The sequence below is a fragment of the Pelorhabdus sp. sgz311002 genome (assembly GCF_056134285.1).
Map to the genome: position 1 here is coordinate 226,517 of NZ_JBWBCL010000004.1, position 18,638 is coordinate 245,154.

Annotated in this window: 14 protein-coding genes and 2 riboswitches; of the genes, 9 read left to right on the top strand and 5 right to left on the bottom strand. The window is 44.6% G+C overall.

Features of this window, described 5'->3' with window-relative positions:
- Positions 1-933 carry an ABC transporter permease gene (locus AC0NJP_RS08755; protein WP_474699545.1) on the bottom strand — a complete coding sequence of 311 codons (933 nt, stop codon included), beginning with the start codon at positions 931-933 and terminating at the stop codon, positions 1-3.
- A gap of 195 nt (positions 934-1,128) precedes the next feature.
- On the opposite strand from AC0NJP_RS08755, the gene AC0NJP_RS08760 reads away from it, so the two are divergent.
- Both AC0NJP_RS08760 and nfsA read left to right on the top strand, forming a co-directional pair.
- A complete protein-coding gene (locus tag AC0NJP_RS08760) occupies positions 1,129-2,478 on the top strand; it encodes an MATE family efflux transporter (RefSeq protein WP_474699546.1) in 1,350 nt (449 codons plus the stop codon).
- 78 nt (positions 2,479-2,556) lie between these two features.
- Entirely contained in the window at positions 2,557-3,291 is a 735-nt protein-coding gene (gene nfsA / locus AC0NJP_RS08765) for an oxygen-insensitive NADPH nitroreductase (RefSeq protein ID WP_474699547.1), read from the top strand.
- Positions 3,292-3,325: 34 nt separating this feature from the next.
- Here nfsA and AC0NJP_RS08770 read toward each other — a convergent pair whose 3' ends face one another.
- Positions 3,326-5,551 (bottom strand): HelD family protein, encoded by a 2,226-nt coding sequence (locus tag AC0NJP_RS08770; RefSeq protein WP_474699548.1) that lies wholly within the window; start codon positions 5,549-5,551, stop codon positions 3,326-3,328.
- Between the two features lie 302 nt (positions 5,552-5,853).
- Between AC0NJP_RS08770 and AC0NJP_RS08775 the strand changes: the two genes are divergently transcribed.
- The 5 genes from AC0NJP_RS08775 to AC0NJP_RS08795 all read left to right on the top strand — a co-directional run bounded on the left by AC0NJP_RS08775 (position 5,854) and on the right by AC0NJP_RS08795 (position 12,774).
- Positions 5,854-7,884 (top strand): methyl-accepting chemotaxis protein, encoded by a 2,031-nt coding sequence (locus tag AC0NJP_RS08775; protein ID WP_474699549.1) that lies wholly within the window; start codon positions 5,854-5,856, stop codon positions 7,882-7,884.
- A 90-nt stretch (positions 7,885-7,974) separates the two neighbouring features.
- Positions 7,975-8,047, top strand: a riboswitch (glycine riboswitch).
- Between the two features lie 12 nt (positions 8,048-8,059).
- Positions 8,060-8,158, top strand: a riboswitch (glycine riboswitch).
- Between the two features lie 171 nt (positions 8,159-8,329).
- Positions 8,330-9,496 carry an ABC transporter substrate-binding protein gene (locus tag AC0NJP_RS08780; protein ID WP_474039564.1) on the top strand — a complete coding sequence of 389 codons (1,167 nt, stop codon included), beginning with the start codon at positions 8,330-8,332 and terminating at the stop codon, positions 9,494-9,496.
- A gap of 393 nt (positions 9,497-9,889) precedes the next feature.
- Positions 9,890-11,071 carry an acetyl-CoA C-acetyltransferase gene (locus AC0NJP_RS08785; RefSeq protein WP_474699550.1) on the top strand — a complete coding sequence of 394 codons (1,182 nt, stop codon included), beginning with the start codon at positions 9,890-9,892 and terminating at the stop codon, positions 11,069-11,071.
- Between the two features lie 12 nt (positions 11,072-11,083).
- Positions 11,084-11,941, top strand: coding sequence for a 3-hydroxybutyryl-CoA dehydrogenase (locus AC0NJP_RS08790; RefSeq protein WP_474699551.1), 858 nt, complete (start codon positions 11,084-11,086; stop codon positions 11,939-11,941).
- A 224-nt stretch (positions 11,942-12,165) separates the two neighbouring features.
- Positions 12,166-12,774 (top strand): acetate uptake transporter, encoded by a 609-nt coding sequence (locus tag AC0NJP_RS08795; protein ID WP_474699552.1) that lies wholly within the window; start codon positions 12,166-12,168, stop codon positions 12,772-12,774.
- Between the two features lie 82 nt (positions 12,775-12,856).
- Here AC0NJP_RS08795 and AC0NJP_RS08800 read toward each other — a convergent pair whose 3' ends face one another.
- Positions 12,857-13,339 (bottom strand): pyridoxamine 5'-phosphate oxidase family protein, encoded by a 483-nt coding sequence (locus AC0NJP_RS08800; protein WP_474039560.1) that lies wholly within the window; start codon positions 13,337-13,339, stop codon positions 12,857-12,859.
- A gap of 197 nt (positions 13,340-13,536) precedes the next feature.
- Here AC0NJP_RS08800 and AC0NJP_RS08805 point away from each other — a divergent pair, with 197 nt between their 5' ends.
- Complete coding sequence (locus AC0NJP_RS08805; RefSeq protein WP_474699553.1) at positions 13,537-14,631, top strand: iron-containing alcohol dehydrogenase family protein; 1,095 nt, start codon at positions 13,537-13,539, stop codon at positions 14,629-14,631.
- A 65-nt stretch (positions 14,632-14,696) separates the two neighbouring features.
- Here AC0NJP_RS08805 and AC0NJP_RS08810 read toward each other — a convergent pair whose 3' ends face one another.
- Positions 14,697-15,917, bottom strand: a complete 1,221-nt coding sequence (locus AC0NJP_RS08810; RefSeq protein ID WP_474699554.1) for a (Fe-S)-binding protein — start codon at positions 15,915-15,917, stop codon at positions 14,697-14,699.
- A complete protein-coding gene (locus tag AC0NJP_RS08815) occupies positions 15,914-17,332 on the bottom strand; it encodes an FAD-binding oxidoreductase (protein ID WP_474699555.1) in 1,419 nt (472 codons plus the stop codon). The genes AC0NJP_RS08810 and AC0NJP_RS08815 overlap by 4 nt, the downstream gene beginning before the upstream one ends.
- A 235-nt stretch (positions 17,333-17,567) precedes the next feature.
- On the opposite strand from AC0NJP_RS08815, the gene AC0NJP_RS08820 reads away from it, so the two are divergent.
- Positions 17,568-18,638, top strand: coding sequence for an HD-GYP domain-containing protein (locus AC0NJP_RS08820; protein WP_474699556.1), 1,071 nt, complete (start codon positions 17,568-17,570; stop codon positions 18,636-18,638).

The following is an 18,638-nucleotide window of genomic DNA, read 5'->3' on the forward strand; positions in this document are numbered from 1 at the left end:
TCAGCCTCCCTGCTTTTTAGTCAGTTGAATTCGCGGATCAATCAAGGGATATAAGAGGTCGACAACTAGATTGAGCAAAATGACCAGCAGACTGTAGAAGACCGTAATTCCCATAATGACGGTATAATCGCGATTATAAATACTTGTAATGAAATGTTTACCAAGACCAGGGATAGCAAAAATCGTTTCAACAATAAAGCTGCCTGTCAGAATCGAAGCCGTTAACGGGCCAAGAAACGTAAGAACAGGAATGAGTGCATTTTTTAAGGCATGCTTATACAGAATGGTCCTTTCGGGCAGGCCTTTGGCTTTGGCTGTTTTTATATAATCCTGCGTTAGTACCTCGAGCATACTAGCCCTGGTAAGACGAGCGATGGCAGCTGCCGGATAAGCAGCAAGGGCGATCGTCGGCAAAATTACATAGGACGGGCCTTCCCAGAGGGCTACAGGCAGCCAGTTTAGCTGTAGGGAAAAGACGTAGACAAGCAGTGTTGCCAAGACGAATCCCGGGATAGACATGCCCAGAGTAGTAAAGAAAACTGACACGTAGTCAGGCCAGCTGTTTTGACGCAGGGCCGCCAAAGATCCTGCCGGGATGCCAATGGCTAAAGCTAGAGCAAGGGCAAGCATTCCCAGTTCAAAAGATACGGGGAAGCCTTCAGCGATAAGATCGCTTACGAGGCGCCCCTCATATTTAAAGGAGGGACCTAAGTCAAAGTACAGTAGGCTTGTTAAGTAATCGCCGTATTGTTTATAAAGCGGGTCCTGCAAATGATAGTGTGTTTCAAGATTTTTAAGTACGGCTGGCGGTACATTTTTTTCGGCAGTAAAGGGACCGCCGGGAATGGCGTGCATGAGAAAGAAGGTAATCGTAATAATGGCGAATAGTACAAGCAGCGCGCTGAACAGACGCTGAGTGAGATAGGACAGCAAGAAAAGTCACTCCCTTCAAAATAGATAAAGAGACATACGCCAAGTATGTCTCTTTGATTGCGCGGCTTTATCGATTTTGTTTCTATAAAAACAGGAAAAGTCCTGCTCTTGAGCGATGGTAAATTTACATTCGTTGTCATAACTGTTCTAGTAGGTTACTATTAAGAAAGATCATGTTTTAGCTATAAGGAGTTTATGATGGAAGAAAAGAAAACGATACAGGGTAAATTACGACAGCTTGCCGTGATTTTATTCCCTATTTTAATTACCCAACTTGCTTTATGTGCTATGAGTTTTTTTGATACGATGATGTCAGGGCATGCCAGTCAGCTTGATTTAGCTGGCGTAGCGATTGGCACAAACTTGTGGATGCCTGTATTTACGGGGATTAACGGCATTCTAATCGGCATTACGCCGCTCATTGCCCAGTTTCACGGCGCGAAGAACGAGCAAGCGATTTCTCGTGCCGTCATTCAGGGGCTTTATGTAGCTGCGGCAATGGGTCTTACTGTTATTGTCGGCGCCATAGTACTCCTGCCGTTCGTACTTGCCGCTATGGGGCTAGAACCAGCGGTAGAAACAATTGCTCGCCGCTTCCTTGGCGGCATTGCTTTTGGCGTAATGCCCCTATTCATGAGTACCATTTTGCGCAGCTTTGTCGATACCTTAGGCTACACGCGTATTACCATGATGATTACGGCCGGTGTTCTACCTTTGAACATTCTGCTGAATTATTTGCTAATTTATGGTGAGTGGGGGTTTCCTCGTCTAGGTGGCGCTGGCGCTGGCTATGCTTCGGCCATTAGCTACTGGTTTATTTTGCTCATTCTCGCGGTTACGGTGCTGAAGCGCGAGCCCTTTTGCCATTACCGAATTTTTGCGACTTGGCCGCGTCCTGCTTGGCGCGATTGGCAATCTCAACTCAAACTGGGAGTTCCCATTGGTACGTCCATTTTTTTTGAGACAAGTATCTTCGGCGTAGTCGGTGTGTTAGTGGCGGCTTTCGGGACTGTAACGATCGCTGCTCATCAGGCGGCGATTAATTTTGCCAGCCTTGTTTATATGCTGCCGCTGTCCATGAGTATGGCGCTAACGATTCTTGTTGGGTTTGAGGTCGGCGCCAAACGGGAACAGGATGCCAGACAGTATGCCTATCTAGGTCTTGGCGCCGCTTTGACCCTAGCGGCTTTCTGTGCGATCGGTCTGTGGCTATATAATGGGCAAGTAGCGACTTTATATACGAATGATTATGACGTATGGGAATTAACAAAGCAGTTCTTGCTTTATGCCGCGTTCTTTCAGTTATCCGATGCGGTTGCTGCTCCCATTCAAGGGATTCTACGCGGCTATAAAGATGTAAATGTTCCTTTTATTGTAGCCTTTGTGTCTTATTGGGTCATTGGCTTGCCCCTTGGGCTGTTTCTTTCTCACTTTACGGCTTTCGGCGCTTTTGGCTACTGGGTTGGGTTTATTGTCGGACTCGCCTTTGGGGCTACGGCGCTTGTAGCTAGATTGCTTAAACTGCAACGGAAGCGGCGGCAGTAGCAGGATTTGTTTTTAGAAACAAGAACTCTATAGCAACAGAGTTCGTTATAAAACAAAATGTGTTTAGGAGGGCTTTTTATGACTGATACCATTGCGCTGTTACAGCAGCATAGTTCTGTACGGGATTTTTTAGCAAAACCTGTTGCTGATGAACTACTCAGAGAAATTTTGTTAGCTGGCCAGCAAGCGGCTACATCAAACCATATTCAGGCCTATTCGATTTTGCGAATGCGCGATCAGGAAAAACGCCAGCAATTAGCTGTGTTATGTGGTCAGCAAAAGCATGTGGCTGTAAGTCCCGTCTTTCTTGTGTTTTGCGCTGACCTAAAACGGTTGCAGCAAGCCTGTGAACTCCATGGTGAGACGATCTTTCCCGGCGCGGCGGAAGCCTTTATTTTAGCTACTGTCGATACGGCCTTAGCGGCGCAAAATGTAATGGCTGCTGCTGAATCAGCCGGACTTGGCGGGGTCTATATTGGCGGAATTCGGAATCATCCCCGTGAAGTTTGTGAGCTTCTGGCGATTCCTAAATACGTTTATCCTGTGTTTGGTATGTGCCTTGGTTATCCGGCTAAGGTGAATGATGTAAAGCCGCGTCTGCCACTGGAAGCTATTTTAAAAGAAGATGCCTATACGCCCGATGATCCTGCGCTTATCGCTAAGTATGACCAACAAGTGGCGGAGTATTATGCGAAGCGAACGGCTGGCGAGCGGACAACAAGCTGGACCCACGGCGTGGCGGCTATGATGAAAACGAAACAGCGCCCCCACATGAAAGCTTTTTTGGCTGAGCAGGGTTTTGACTTTGATTGAGAGTGATTAAGCAAGTTTTTTAGAGCGATTCTACTTAGGTAGGATCGCTTTTTTTACGCAATAAGGGAGTCAGAGTTCCTTGATACATAATATGAAGATCATGCATGGCCCGCGATAAAGCTACATAGAGTAAGCGCGAGTCAAGGGGCGTATTTTTATAGGATTCCAAGGAGGCGTTCCAGAGAATGACGCTGTCAAACTCAAGGCCCTTGGCGAGCGAGACTGGCACGAGTGAGATGGCGCCTTGATAAGAAGCCGCTTCGCCTGTAATTAAATGAACAGGCAAGGCAAGGTCGGAAAAACATTTCTGCTGCTTCAATTCTTCATAGAGCAGTGTTGCTTCAGATTCTAGCTTGGTGATGATGCCGATGGATTTTACGCCTTTTTGTACTAAATCGCTAAGGCGCTTCATTAAACTGACTGCTCCCTGCGCTACAGAATGAATTCTTTCAGCAGTAGGCTTGCGGCCAATTTCATAAACTGGAATGGCTTTGCTGTGACCGCTGGGCATGACGCGGTTGAAGAGATCAACAATTTCTTTGGCGGAGCGGTAACTATACAGAATTTCCCGATAGACCGTTCGATCTTGGCTGAATACTTCTTTCAGCAACACATTCCAACTGCCAATGCTGCGGTACGAATGGATTCCTTGGGATAAATCACCCATGATTGTAAATGAGCCGTTTGTTGACAACTGTTTTAAGACGACAAATTCAAAGGCGTTTAAATCCTGAGCTTCGTCGATTACAATATGATCATATTTGTCGACTTGACGCCAGCCGTCTAGCAATAGAGCGAGATAGGCTAGTGGCGCCAGATCTTCCCGATCAAGCTCGCCTGCCCCTAAAGTAGTCAGCGTGTGCTGCCGAATATCTTCGAGATCATAATTTTTTTCTTTTACAAGCTTAAAGGCGCTTTTGACTGTGAAAATTTCCTGGTAGGTTTCTAATAGATCAAGAGAATGCCAACGTTTGCCGAATTTTTGCAGAAAAGCATCTGCTTTGTTCCGTAGCTGCGTCATTTCTTTGTCATCATGGCCTTTTTTCTTGTGAGTTGCGGCGAGAACATCTAGATAATTTGTCACTCTAAAAGTGACAAGATTGACTAAGGAACGCAGTCGTTCATTGCAGGGAACGGCCGCATCGCTCAAAAAGCGCTCCAACTGGTCTTTTGCTGGTATCGTCAACTTTCCTTCAAATAGGCTGATGTCTTCGAATTTTAGACAGTATTTTTGAATCTTTTGTGCTAAGTAATTTTCTAAAATTCGTTGAAAATCGAGCGAGCCTTTGAGACGAGCCCTGGCTTCAATATTTTGAATGCGGCTTTTGTCTTGGGCCGCTAACAGTGTATCAAGACGATCTGCTTGACTTAAGGGACGTTTAATGCCCGTAATAGCGGTAACAAGATCTTCCCAGACGAGCTGAGTTACATCGGCAGCATCGATTTCCGGCAGCAGCTCCGAAATATAATCGAGAAAAATTCGGTTGGGTGCAATGACAATGAGCTTTTTGGGATTGAGTTTTTCGCGGTACAGAAGATAGGAGAGTCGATGTAGACCAATCGTACTTTTGCCAGAACCAGCTACGCCCTGAATGACTGTGACTTGATTTAAAGGCTCGCGAATGATTTTGTTTTGCTCAGCCTGAATCGATGTGACAATGTCTTTTAGTTTTTCCGCTGCGCCTTCTTTCAGACGGTCTACCAATAAAGGGTCGGCTAGCAGCGCTTCTTGTTGGTTCGAAAGAATCTGATCTAAAATGAAATTGTCTACCATATTTTTGAGCTGACCTGCTTCAATTTTATATTGCCGTTTTAGGCGAACGTCGCCCTCATAGTGGTATTTATTTAAGACTTCATAGGAAGCCCGGCCGCCGTAGCATTCGTAAAATACGGTAGCTATGGGGTCGCGCCAGTCAAAAATCAGAAAATCTTCGGGCCCGTTAATTTGCAGACGCGTCACTTTACAACGACCAATATAGTAGCTTTGAAACGCTTCGGTACCATCTTCGCGAAAGTCAACACGGCCAAAGTAAGGAGATGGCAGGGCGTTTTCAATATCTTGAATTTTACTGGCGTGATCGCCGCGTAACATAGCGTGAACATAGGCGCTGACCTCATCTTTGATCAACAGCGACTGCTGCATGCTCGTAAATCGGTTGTCAATATCAGAAGCGAGGTCAGTCATGACTTGCTTCATTTCTTGGATTGTAGCGGCTAAATGATTCTCCTCAATGGGAAAATCAGGATGGTTTTCAATCATAAGGCCTCCTGGGAAAAAGTAATAAAATGCGCGATAAAAGAAGCCTCTGCTCAGATGATCAGAGGCGTAATTTTTAAAATAAGGTGTCTTTATTATAAGTCTAGGCGTCGGTGAATACAAGTCAGGCTTATCAGTGAATTGTGATCGTCTTATTCAATGAAAATAATCCACGAATCGACAAAAATTGCTTTACTTGGATTTAGTTTTATTCGATAATGATGCTAGGAGCATTCAATGAAGATAGGAGAGAAACGGATCAGCTTTGTGGAGAAATGATTTGACAAATTGAAAGGAGAATGGCGATGAAAATCACAACAGTTCGTACGAAACTCATGTTGTTATTATTACCATTTTTATTATTTGCCTTTAGTATTTTATCAGGCATCGGCTATTATTTTTCCAATCAAGCCTTAGAGCAGAGCGCCAGAGAAACAGCACTGGCCATGAGTTCTGATTACTCACATCAAGTGCGGGATGCTATTAACGAACGGGTTATTGATCTTGAAAATTTGGCTAGTAACTGGACTGTGAAAAATCATAATGATATGGGGCTGATTGTCAAGTTGCTACAAGAAACTCATGACCGTATCGGTAATTTTGATAATATTAACTACCTTTTACCGTCGGGTGAAGGGGTTCGTTATAATGGAACAACTACAAATGTAGCAGATCGTGACTACGTAAAAGCGGTTGTTAGTACGAAAAAGATTTATATTTCTGACCCCATATTGACAAGAGGGACAGGGCGCATGGGGGTTATCATTGCCGTTCCTGTTTTGGAGCAAGGAAACTTGACCGGGATTATTACTGGCAATGTATCGCTTGATAAGGTTACTGATTTAATTAAAGACAGTCGTTTCAAGGAAACTGGTTTTGTAGCGATTGCCGACAATAACGGCATGCTCATCGGTCATTCGCGCCAACCTGAACTTGTTGGCAACGTGAATTTTATGGATCGCAAAGTTAGTGATGCTGTCAAAACGACGCTGCCAGAAGTGGATAGTCGGTTTACGGCTCACTTTACGTCGGTTGCTGGTGGCAAGACGGTCATTGGTCAATATAAAAATCTCGATGGGGTTAGTCATGTGGCTGGCTTTGCGCCGATTTCCTTACCAGGAGGGAAGCAGTGGGTTACGATTGTATCAGCGCCTGAGGCGGAAGTTTTTGCAGCGACGAACCGATTGGCCAAAACACTGCTCTTTGTCTCGATAGCCGCTTTATTAGCTGCCGTGTTTTTTATCATTTGGATTAGTAATCACTTTGCTAAACCGATTCAATGGATTCGCGATGAATGCCAGCTTTTGGCCCGAGGGGATCTGTGCCCTGTTGCGTCGAAAGTGCAGTCAGACGATGAACTGGGACAACTGGCGCAAAGTTTTGCGGATATGCGTCTTACGCTGTGTCAGCTTGTGCAGCGGGTGAAACAGCAAGCGGAGGCAGTGAATAGTTCAGGCAGTCAGCTTAGGGAAAGCGCTGATCAATCGGCGCAGGCTTCGAATTTAGTGGCGCATTCTATTACGGAAATTGCTGGCGGTATGGCGGCAACGGCTGCTTCGGCGACTCATATCGCTGAAATTATTGATAACATGTCGAATCGCACAGCTCAAATAGCTGAGACGGCTCAAGCTGCTGCGGGAATTGCTCAAAATACGGCGAAAGAGGCTGAAATTGGCCAGAAAGCGGTTGGACAGGCAGTAGGGCAAATGGAACAGATTAATTCGGGGTCACAAGCAGTAGCCGCCGCGATTGAACAATTAGCAAAAGGATCAGATGCAATTCGTCCGATCGTGGCAATGATTTCGGAAATTGCTGGCCAAACGAATTTATTGGCCTTGAATGCCGCAATTGAGGCGGCTCGTGCCGGCGAGCAAGGCCGTGGGTTTGCCGTCGTAGCGGAAGAAGTAAGGAAATTAGCTGAGCAATCCAATCAGGCTGCCCAGAAAGTTACTTTACTGATTCAGGAAAATCAAACGAATATGGATCAGGCGATTGCTGCGGTACAGCTTGGTACAGAAGGGGTGCGCGTTGGTCGGGAAGTCGTGAATTCTGCTGGGAAAACCCTAGAAAATATTATGATAGCCATTGTAGCTTTATCAGAGCAGATGAAGGGGATTTCTGATTCGATCCAAACAATGGCGGATCATAGCAAATCAGTAGCTAAGGAAATTCACGGTGTCGATACAGTGAGTCGTAAGACAGCCGCGGAAGCTGAAACTGTTTCTGCCGCTACAGAGGAACAAGCTGCATCTATGGCGGAAATTGCATCGGCAAGTAAACGGTTAGCTGATCTTGCTGTAGATCTAAAGACAGCCGTAGAAAAATTTTCTGTGTAATTTTATATTTAATTACACTTGCATATTAAGCTATCTTGTTTTATAATTATAAACGTTTTCGATGTACACACTAAAACTACATATTTCCGGATGAGGTTTGCGAGAGAGAGGCTGAATCAGCCCGCCGAAGGAGTAAAACTCTCAGGTACTCATAAAATTGGGTGATATCGTAAAGGGACGGGACTCTGGAGAGATCCGAGCGCATCGGACGCCGAAGGTGAAATACAGCAGAATTGCTGGCAAAGCTCTCAGGCAAAAGGACAGAGACAAAAAGTGCGAATGTATTTAGTTTGTTTTATTCGTATTTTCTTTGTGATTCCAGAGTCAAATCATAGCTGATTTGACTCTGTTTGTTTTTGGGGGAGCTTTTTGGCATCGTTGCATGTAAGGTACATCGCAGATCAGTAAAGAAAGCAGCGATAGCTGTAAAAGGAGAGATTTTGAGATGGGGAAAAAATGGTTTCGGAGTATGACAGCGGCGCTTTTGGTACTGATGGCAGCCAGCTTTTTAGGGGGCTGTGGCGCTAGTTCTTCCAATGAAGTGCAAATTGGTCTACTGAATGAATTAACAGGCGGCAACGCTACCATGGGAAATTCTACTACGAATGGAGCGAAGCTAGCGATTAAAGAAGCGAACGCGAAAGGTGGCGTCTTGGGAAAACAAATTAAAGCCGTAGTGGCTGATAATAAAAGCGAGCCGTCTGAATCGGCTAATGCCATGACGAAACTAGCGACACAAGATCGTGTAGCAGCTGTTACCGGTATCTTTTCTAGTTCTAATGCCATTGCCGCTTCGAGCGTAGCTGAGTCGGTAAAAGTACCGCTGTTGGCAGTGGGGGCGACAAATCCCAAAGTAACAGTCGACGAAGGCACTGGTAAGGTAAAGGATTATACTTTTCGAGTTTGCTTTATTGATCCTTTCCAGGGGACCGTTGGCGCCAACTTTGTTTTAAATAATTTGAAACTGAAGAGCGCTGTTATTCTTGTCGATAACAGCAGTGACTATAGTAAAGGGTTGGCCGCTTTCTTCAAGAATGCCTTTACTAAGGGTGGCGGCGCCGTGCTTGCTGAAGAAGCGTATTTGCAGAAAGATCAGGATTTCAAAACGATTTTGACGAAAGTCAAAGGGTTACATGCTGATATTATTTATGTGCCTGGTTATTATGAAGAAGTAGGCAAGATTGTAAAACAAGCTAGAGAACTTGGAATCACATCGCCCATGCTTGGCGGCGATGGTTGGGATTCGCCTAAACTCGTAGAGATTGCTACGCCAGAAGCGCTTAACAATACTTATTTCACGAACCATTATGCGGTTGATAACACAAATCCCACATCGCAGGCTTTTGTGGCTGCCTATAAACAAGAATATGGCCAATCGCCTGATGCGATGGCGGTACTTGGCTATGATGCAGCCAATGTTTTGATTCACGCCATTCAGCAGGCTAATAGCTTAGAGCCGGCGAAGATCCGTGAGGCTTTGGCGGCAACAAAAGATTTTGCTGCAATTACGGGAAATATTACATTGAATGCGACGCATGATGCCGTAAAAAATGCGGTAATCATCGAAATGAAAGATGGCAAACAAGTCTTTAAAGCTACAGTCAATCCCTGATTAGCGATGGAAGAGAATATAATACAAGAAATTTTGTAAAAATAGGAGCAGCAGGAATGATTTAGAATTCCTGCTGCTCTTACATATTTTGTGAAAAAATATACTTAATAAGACGGTGAACTTTTTGGAGAATTATCGGGAATTGCAGTATATAGACACAAATGATGAAAAACAAGACATGATACGAACAAAATAATAGACATGTTAGACAAAGTTATCATTTTAATTTTCAGATTATTTTAAAGAAAACGTATATTTTGAACGGCTTTTCTGCAAATAAAGCCAAGTCTAATTTTTGTCGGAAAAGCTGGTATGGATCTTGCAATATAAAGACCGTGAGAGCCAAAGGGACTCTTGCCAGAATAAGAGAGAAAACTGTGAGGGGGTATTTTAATGAAAGAAGCAGTTATTGTGAGTGCTGTACGTACGGCTGTTGGCAGTTTTAATGGTTCATTGGCGTCACTGTCGGCGGTAGAATTAGGGGAAATCGTAATTCGTGAAGCCTTGTGCCGAGCAAAAGTGAATCCAGAGCTTGTTGATGAAGTGATTATGGGCAATGTATTGCAGGCTGGTCTTGGCCAGAATCCGGCAAGGCAGGCTGCTGTTAAGGCGGGGATTCCGAAAGAAGTTCCGGCATTTACTGTAAATAAAGTTTGCGGCAGTGGTTTGAAGACGGTGAATCTAGCGGCACAGGCTATTATTGCGGGCGATGCTGATATTATTGTAGCAGGCGGCATGGAAAGCATGTCGAATGCACCCTATCTGTTAGGCAATCAGGCGCGGTGGGGCTATCGTATGGGCCATAGTAAAGTAATTGACAGTATGATCCATGATGGTTTATGGTGCGCGTTTGAAGATTATCATATGGGTATTACCGCCGAAAATGTGGCAGAGAAGTTTGGTATTACCCGCGAAATGCAAGATGAGCTCGCAGCATTATCACAGCAACGAGCGATTGCTGCCATTGAAGCGGGGGCTTTTAAAGAAGAAATTGTACCAGTTACCTTGAAAACTCGTCGGGGCGAGGCTGTTTTTGCTGTGGATGAATATCCGAAAGCGGGTACGACTAAAGAAACAGTAGGTAAACTCAAGGCGGCTTTTCGTAAAGATGGTTCAGTGACAGCTGCTAATGCGTCGGGAATTAATGACGGTGCTGCGGCGCTTGTCATTATGAGCGCTGAAAAATGCGCCGAATTAAAGCTTACGCCGTTAGCGAAGATTCGTTCCTATGGTGCAGCTGGCGTGGATCCGTCCATTATGGGGATTGGTCCGATTCCTGCTACACGGAAAGCTTTGCAGAAAGCTGGTCTTTCTGTAGCGGATCTTGATTTAATTGAAGCAAATGAAGCCTTTGCGGCGCAATTCTTGGCTGTTGGTAAAGAATTAGGCTTTGATCAAGAAAAAGTGAATGTCAATGGCGGTGCGATTGCAATTGGTCATCCGATTGGGGCCAGCGGGGCGCGGATTCTTGTTACATTGCTTCATGCCTTAAAACAGCGCGATCAAAAGATCGGCCTAGCTACGCTTTGCATTGGCGGCGGCCAAGGAATCGCGACAATTGTGGAAAGAATATAAGGAGGAGATAATATGGCTATAGAAAAAGTGCTAGTAATTGGCGCCGGACAAATGGGTAGCGGCATTGCTCAAGTTATGGCGCAAAGCGGTTTAGCCGTAGTTTTGCGTGATATCAAAGAAGAATTTGTTCAAAAAGGGTTTCAGGGAATTCAAAAGAATCTGGCGAAGCAAGCTGAGAAAGGCAAAATAACGGAAGCCGAAGCGGCGGCCATTTTAGAACGGATTTGTCCAGTTACCGAAATGGATGCAGCTGCCTGCAAAGTGGATCTTGTGATTGAAGCTGCTATTGAAAATATGGCCATTAAAGCGGACATTTTTGGTCAGCTCGACGCTTTATGTCCTGATCATACCATTTTCGCCACGAATACTTCATCGTTGCCGATTACCGCTGTAGCAGCTAAGACGAAACGACCAGATCGCTTTATTGGGATGCATTTCTTTAATCCAGCGCCAGTTATGAAGCTTGTGGAAGTCATTCGTGGTTTGGCCACTAGTGAAGAAACGTATCAAGCTGTCTATAATTTGGCGGTTCAGACCGGCAAATCACCGGTGACAATTCATGATGCGCCTGGTTTTGCTGGCAATCGTATTATGATTCCCATGATTAATGAAGCTATTTTTACGTATGCCGAGGGCGTTGCTTCCGTAGAAGATATTGATGCTGTAGCGAAGTTAGGTTTTAATCACCCCATGGGACCGCTAGCTTTATCAGACTTGATTGGCAATGACACGGTACTAGCGATAATGGAAGTTCTCTATGAAGGTTATGGTGATCCTAAATATCGGCCTTGTCCGCTGCTCAAGAAGATGGTCCAGGCTGGGTATTTAGGGAGAAAGACAGGCAAAGGCTTCTACGATTATAAGAGCTAAGCTGTAAAGTTCGCCAGGAAGAACATCTTCCTGGCCTTTTTTTGACAAAAAAATAATAAAAGCACTAAAAATCAAATATTCAAAAATATTTATAATGCTTTATTTATCTTTAAAAATCGTTATAAATCATCATTTTTAAAAGATAAACCTATCATAATTCGATAATTGACGATTTACTTGCATTATGATATCTTTATTGTGAATTATATTAAAGGAGGTATGGAATGAGTCACGGAAATGAGCAAAAAATGCAAATTGTTGTCGCAGACCCTTCCGCATTAGGTCTTTTTGGTTTAGCAATGGTTACTTTGGTGGCGGCATCGCAAAAATTAGCCTGGACTACAGGTGTATCTTTCGTGATTCCCTGGGCGATTTTTTTGGGTTCTATTGCCCAGATGATGGCTTGCGTTTATGATTTCAAGCATAATAATCTGTTTGGCGCTACTGTTTTTGGCGCCTATGGTCTGTTCTGGATTAGTGTAGCTATGGCTTGGATGATTAAAGCCGGCGTGTTTGGCGCTACTTTAGCGAATACAGCCGATCTGAAACAGCTTGGTTTTGCCTTTATTGGGTATCTTATTTTTTCGCTGTTCGGGACAGTAGCGGCAGCAGAGACGAATAAGATTATTTTTTCGATTATGGTCTTAATTGATGTATTATTTATTACGTTGGCGCTCGATAGCTTCGGGGTTCACTGGGCTCATTCGATTGCTGCTTGGACAGAATTAACAATCTCTATGTTAGGCTTTTACGGTTCAGGCGCGACGTTTCTTAATAAGTGGTTTAACAAGCCATTTCTGCCATTAGGGAAACCCTTTGGCGTCTTTAAATAAAACTTTTTTTAAAATAAGAAGAAGCCCTCTTACCAGCCTTGCTTAACAGCAAGCTAGTACAGAGGGCTTCTTCTTTATGTTGTTACTCTACCAGGCAGAAGCCGCCTTGGCAGAGCGCCATTTCAATGTCGGGGTCGTATTCCTGAGGCAAATTTACACGAGTTGTTGCTGTATGGTGATCTTGGACATAGCGAATTTCATGAATGCCAAGACGATAGTACACAAGTTTCGGGTCATCCGGTCCGGTAAAGTATTTTTGTAAGGCCGGAACTTCTCTAAAAATAATTTCTTTTTGCACGGCTAATTCTTTTTGGATACCTAGTTGCGCATGGAGACGACCATAGATATTGACAAGTTCGCCATTTTTGCCATAGACGCAAAGTTCAACGCGGGGATTTTTTTCAATTTCGCTGAATTGTCTTGTTTCACAGCTATTGAAAAGCCAGATATGGCCATCCTTATCAATATAAGGATACATGGGGCGTACATGAGGGCGATTGTCCTCTACTGTGCCGACAAAAGCGATTTCGCTTTTGACAAGATCAATGACTTGTTGTTCGTACATTTCAGAGACCTCCTCTTGTTTGTAACGTTAAATTCCTATTTCGTCAAAGAAAAAAAGATTCCTGCTGGATAATTATTTTTTTCGTTCTTTTTATACAGAAAAATCATCTTTTTTTGGTGGCTTGTTACATAGACGGCGCTTCTTTTTTCTTGTTATTATAATAAAGTAACTATTTGGATTTTAAGGAGCGTGTTACGATGAAACTGAATTTTTATATGCCTACCAAGGTATTCTTTGGGGAAAACTGTTTGGCTGAGCAAGCGGCGCAGTTCAAGCAGCTTGGCACAAAAGCCTTTATTGCTACCGGCAAAAGCTCGGCGCAAAATGGATCGCTGGCGGCGGTTACGGCGGCCTTAACAGCAAGCAATATTGATTATACGCTGTTTGATCGTATTTCCAGTAATCCTTCAGTTACTTTAGTCCGCGAAGCGGCAAAGTTGGCCAGGGAGGAAAAAACCGATTTTATTATCGGGATTGGCGGCGGCTCGCCCATGGATGCGGCAAAAGCAATCGCTGTATTAACTTATAATGAAGTTGATGATGTTCGCCTGTTTAGCGGTCCCTATGATCAGCCAGTGCTGCCTGTTGTTGCTGTGCCTACTACAGCTGGTACCGGCAGTGAAGTGACGCAGTATTCTATTTTGACCAATGAGAAAGAAGAAACTAAGACAAGTATTGCTAGTGAAGTGATTTTTCCGAAACTGGCCTTTTTAGATCCGGGGTTTATGGCCGATCTGCCGCAGCGAGTAACGATTCATACGGCGGTTGACGCATTGTCTCATGCGGTGGAAGGCTATCTTTCTACAAAGGCAACGACTATGAGCAGCTTGGTTGCAACTGAGAGTATGACGCTGCTCGGCGAATGTTTAAAGCAGCTTACTGGACCAATTGATCAGTCTGTGCGGGCCAAACTTTTATATGCATCCATGCTCGGGGGGATGGTCATTGCGCATACGGGGACAACGGCAGTTCATGCCATGGGCTATTCGCTCACGTACTTTAAAGGCATTGATCATGGGCGGGCTAACGGTCTGTTGCTTGGCGAATATTTGGCAGTTTTAGCGCCAAGCCAGCCGGAAAAAGTACAAGAGGTTCTTCGCTGTCTTGGCTTCTCGCAATTAGTAGAATTTAAGCAGGTTCTTGATCACCTTCTAGGTGAAAAAGAAAGTGTAACAAAAGATGAATTAGAGCGTTTTAGCGCCAAAGCCGTTCAGGCTAAAAACCTAGCTAATACGTTAGTTGCTTTGAATCAAAAGGATTTGGCCGGTATCATTGAACGAAGTCTTGCTTAATGAAACAGACTGTTTCACCTTCGAGCTGCAGTAGCTTTTGGCGAAACAGTCTGTTTTTATTTTCTTTATAAAATCTGACTGATATGCATGACTTTAAATTTGCCACCGCTCTTTTGGGCGGCTTTATTCATTTGCACGAGACAAGTAGGGCACTCTGTTACAACGATTTGTGCGGCGCTGTCTTCAATGTTTTGCCGCTTTTTATCAAGCAGAGAATCAGAAATGGCGGGATAGTCCATATGGAAGGTGCCAGCGCCGCCGCAGCAGCTGTCAGAACCTCTCATTTCGACGTAATCGGCTGCCGCTTGTAATAGGACGCGCGGCTCAGTCCGTAGTTTTTGACCTCGCACTAGGTGACAAGGCTCATGAAAGGTTACTTTTGCTGTTGTTGTCTGCCGCGGTTGATAGCCTGCTTTAACAAGGTATTCGGTAAGATCCATGATCTTTTCACTGAAGGCCTGCGCCTTGGCCTGCCAGAGAGGATCATTCGTAAAATGAGCGGCAACCTGTTTTAAGGTGCTACTACAACTGGCGCAGTCGCTTACGACGATATCAGCGTCTTCATAGAGAATAATATTCTTTTTAGCCAGATTCAAAAAGTCTTCTCTTAGTCCGTGCGCTAAATGAGGAATGCCGCAGCAGACATTGTCGACAAATTGCGGCTTGGTTAGGCTTTGCAGCAAGGTCTTAGTTTCTTTGACAGCCTCAGGAAACATCATTTTCATGCCGCAACCAAGAAAATAGGCTACTTTGGCGTTTTTAGTGATGATCGGTTTCTTTTGAATCGGTGTCTTTTTGAGGACAGCGGGTCCGGCGAAAGCAGCCATATATTTTTCGCGGGAAAATTCCTTTGGCGCCATGCCGAAAGGGACTAAAGCCTGGAGATTGGTTTTACGCAGGACCGTAAGTGCTGTAGCTGACAGCTTCACAAGCGAGCGGTTTTTCATAATTTGACCGATTGCTTTATATTTTACGGCAGCACCGCCAGAGCGATCAGCTAAATATTGCCGGACAAACATCATGGCTTGGTCAGTTTGAACTTTGTTGGGGCAGCTGTCAACGCAAGTGCGGCATAACAGGCAGAAGTTAACTGACTTTTCCAGCTCGTCTGAGGGCTGTAAGAGACCTTGATAGAGTGCTCTAGTCAGGTTATTCTTACCGCGGGCGGCCGAGGCTTCAATGTTTTTGGCGTCAAAGAGTGGACAGACTGTTAGGCAGGTGCCGCAGCGATCACATTGGCTGACAATTTCGTTAGCCTGCACCAATAAGTTTGGTTCTTGACTCATTTGTGGGCAGCCTCCTTATCGTCTGGCAGCCAGATCTTGGCGGGATTTAAAATACCTTTCGGGTCAAGGGCTTGTTTCACGTTCTTTAAGACAGCTAGTCCAGCCTGACCGAGAGCGTTTTCGATATAAGGGCGTTTGGTGAGGCCAATACCGTGTTCCCCTGATAGGGTTCCGCCTAGTGCTAAGGCTTCGGCAAAAATTTCATCAATTGCTTCATGGGCTCGCTGGGCTTCATCTTCTTTGGCAATGTCGCATAAGACAGAGGGATGGACATTTCCATCGCCAGCATGACCGTATACGGCAATCGTTAAATCATACTTTTTCGCGATTTTGCCAATGCGGCGAATGGCTTCCGGAAAAGCATCGCGGGGAACGGAAATGTCTTCGCCAAAGCGATTGGGCGCCATAGCGCCGATGGCAGAACTTAAACCACGGCGAATCGACCAGATGCTATCGGCTTCTTCCGGCGTTTTGGCGACACGGACTTCACGAACATTAAATTCTTTAGCAATTTTTTGGATCTGTCCCGCTTGTTTCATTAGATCTTCTTTGGTTTCACCGTCAATTTCTAAGATGACGCAAGCTTCAATTGCTTGGTCGATATCAAGGTGACGATGGCGAGCAACGGCTTGAATGCTTGTTTTATCCATTAGCTCAGCCGCGGCGGGAACGACGCCTGATTGGAGCATTTTATGAATCGTATCGCAGGCTCCGTTTAAAGAAGGAAACATGAGCTGCAATGTATTGCGTTCTTTCGGCATGGGGATCAGACGCAAAATGATTTTGGTTACAATCCCCAGCGTTCCCTCTGAGCCTGTGAACAGAGCTGTTAGATTATAGCCTGTTACATTTTTAATGGCTTTACCGCCTGTGTTGATAATGGTGCCATCGGCGAGGACGACTTCAAGGCCCATGACATAATTATTGGTCACGCCGTATTTTACTGCGCGCATGCCCCCGGCGTTTTCTGCAACGTTTCCGCCCAGGGTAGAATATTTCCAACTAGCCGGATCAGGCGGATAAAAGAGACCTTTCGTAGCGCAAAAATTATAGAGTTCCATAGTGCGGACGCCTGGTTCTACCGTAACCATCATGTTTTTTTCGTCAAGCTCCAAGATGGTATTCATTCGGTCTAGGGCCAGTGAAATGCCGCCACATACGGGAATACTACCGCCAGTTCGGCCGCTGGCAGTGCCTCGCGCTGTAACGGGAATTTCTTCGGTGTGGGCAAGCGTCATAATAGCCGACACTTCTTGCGTTGTCCGAGGACGTACGACAATATGAGGCGTATTTTCCAACGAAAAGGGAATAAAAGAGGAGTCGTAAGAATAGCCGAAACGGTCAATTTCTGAGGTGAGAACCTGGTCTGAGCCGACAATATTTTGTAACTTTTCGATAAGTGCAGTTGATACCATAGCAATCCTCCAGCAAACTTTATATTATCTTAATTATCTGATTGTAAATGATAACATAAAAGAAAACTGAAATATAATATGAGATTCACATGGAATCATACCTTTTTGGTATAATTGGCATAGGATGCGCCTTATGAATGTAAGCAGATGTTAGTGAAGCTGATTTTGCTGAAAAGGAGGATTTCGGCAGCTTAATACAGAAAAAGAATATATTTTGCAGATGAGGTGAGGATCGATGCATGATGAAGCGGCACCTGCTCGTAAAATTGTCGAGCAGCAGATTGGCTTTCTTGTACCAGGAATGGAAGTAGCGCGTGATGTTACATCAATTGATGGTGTCGTTTTAGTTACAGCTGGAACGGTATTACAAAAAAGTCATATTACGACAATGCAGAATTGGAATATAGCCAAAATATTTATTTTTGCAGAAATTTTTATGAATCCTATTACCGATCCCAAAGTACAACAGTTTATTAATAGTTATAATCAGTCTGTGACAATTGTTCAAAAAACGTTTGATACGATTCGCGAAACCCAGGAAGTGCCGCTAGAAACTTTCACTCAGACCGCCGATACGATTGCCGAGCAAGTTGTGACGATTGAAAATATGGTAGATCAGCTTTATAACTTGCCTGATTGCGATGATTATACGTTTCGGCATAGTGTAAATGTAAGCGCCGTATCAGCGCTGATCGCTACTTGGTTGAAATATCCTGCTGACAGCGTGAGCGCCGTTGCATTAGCCGGATTGCTTCATGATGTTGGCAAATCTCAGCTACCGCCGGAAATTTTAAATCGGGTAAATCGATTGACCCCTGAGCAATATGAATTGTATAAATCCCATACAACGATTGGCTATGATTTAGCGAAAAAAGCTAAGGGGATTGCTGAGAGCGTTCTAGCGGGAATTGTGGAGCATCATGAGCGAGTAGATGGCTCTGGTTATCCTAATCGTTTGAGTGGCGATGAAATTCATCCCTATGCCCGCATTGTAGCGATTGCTGATCTGTTTGACGAAGCGCTTACAATCGCTGCGGAGAAGCCGGGAGCTCTTAGTCCCTATACAAGCTTAGATAAACTAAGAGAGCAGATTTATTCGATCGATGCCAAAACCTGTATGATTTTTCGTAATAATATGCTTAATTTTCTCTCAGGAAACCGTGTTATCTTGACAAATGGCCAAGAAGCTCGTGTTGTTTGCATCAATAAGGAGCAGGCGGCAAAATCAATTGTGCAGCTTGATAATGGTAAGGTACTTGACTTAGCAGCAGAAAAAGATCTGTTTATTCACCACGTTATTAAATAA

What these genes read in the sequence shown, in the direction of transcription:
- AC0NJP_RS08770 (WP_474699548.1), bottom strand. Translation starts at nt 5,551, where the DNA reads ATGATTGAAAACCATCCTGATTTTCCCATTGAGGAGAATCATTTAGCC.
- AC0NJP_RS08760 (WP_474699546.1), top strand. Translation starts at nt 1,129, where the DNA reads ATGATGGAAGAAAAGAAAACGATACAGGGTAAATTACGACAGCTTGCC.
- AC0NJP_RS08785 (WP_474699550.1), top strand. Translation starts at nt 9,890, where the DNA reads ATGAAAGAAGCAGTTATTGTGAGTGCTGTACGTACGGCTGTTGGCAGT.
- AC0NJP_RS08790 (WP_474699551.1), top strand. Translation starts at nt 11,084, where the DNA reads ATGGCTATAGAAAAAGTGCTAGTAATTGGCGCCGGACAAATGGGTAGC.
- AC0NJP_RS08800 (WP_474039560.1), bottom strand. Translation starts at nt 13,339, where the DNA reads ATGTACGAACAACAAGTCATTGATCTTGTCAAAAGCGAAATCGCTTTT.
- AC0NJP_RS08780 (WP_474039564.1), top strand. Translation starts at nt 8,330, where the DNA reads ATGGGGAAAAAATGGTTTCGGAGTATGACAGCGGCGCTTTTGGTACTG.
- AC0NJP_RS08815 (WP_474699555.1), bottom strand. Translation starts at nt 17,332, where the DNA reads ATGGTATCAACTGCACTTATCGAAAAGTTACAAAATATTGTCGGCTCA.
- AC0NJP_RS08805 (WP_474699553.1), top strand. Translation starts at nt 13,537, where the DNA reads ATGAAACTGAATTTTTATATGCCTACCAAGGTATTCTTTGGGGAAAAC.
- AC0NJP_RS08795 (WP_474699552.1), top strand. Translation starts at nt 12,166, where the DNA reads ATGAGTCACGGAAATGAGCAAAAAATGCAAATTGTTGTCGCAGACCCT.
- AC0NJP_RS08775 (WP_474699549.1), top strand. Translation starts at nt 5,854, where the DNA reads ATGAAAATCACAACAGTTCGTACGAAACTCATGTTGTTATTATTACCA.
- AC0NJP_RS08820 (WP_474699556.1), top strand. Translation starts at nt 17,568, where the DNA reads ATGCATGATGAAGCGGCACCTGCTCGTAAAATTGTCGAGCAGCAGATT.
- nfsA (WP_474699547.1), top strand. Translation starts at nt 2,557, where the DNA reads ATGACTGATACCATTGCGCTGTTACAGCAGCATAGTTCTGTACGGGAT.
- AC0NJP_RS08810 (WP_474699554.1), bottom strand. Translation starts at nt 15,917, where the DNA reads ATGAGTCAAGAACCAAACTTATTGGTGCAGGCTAACGAAATTGTCAGC.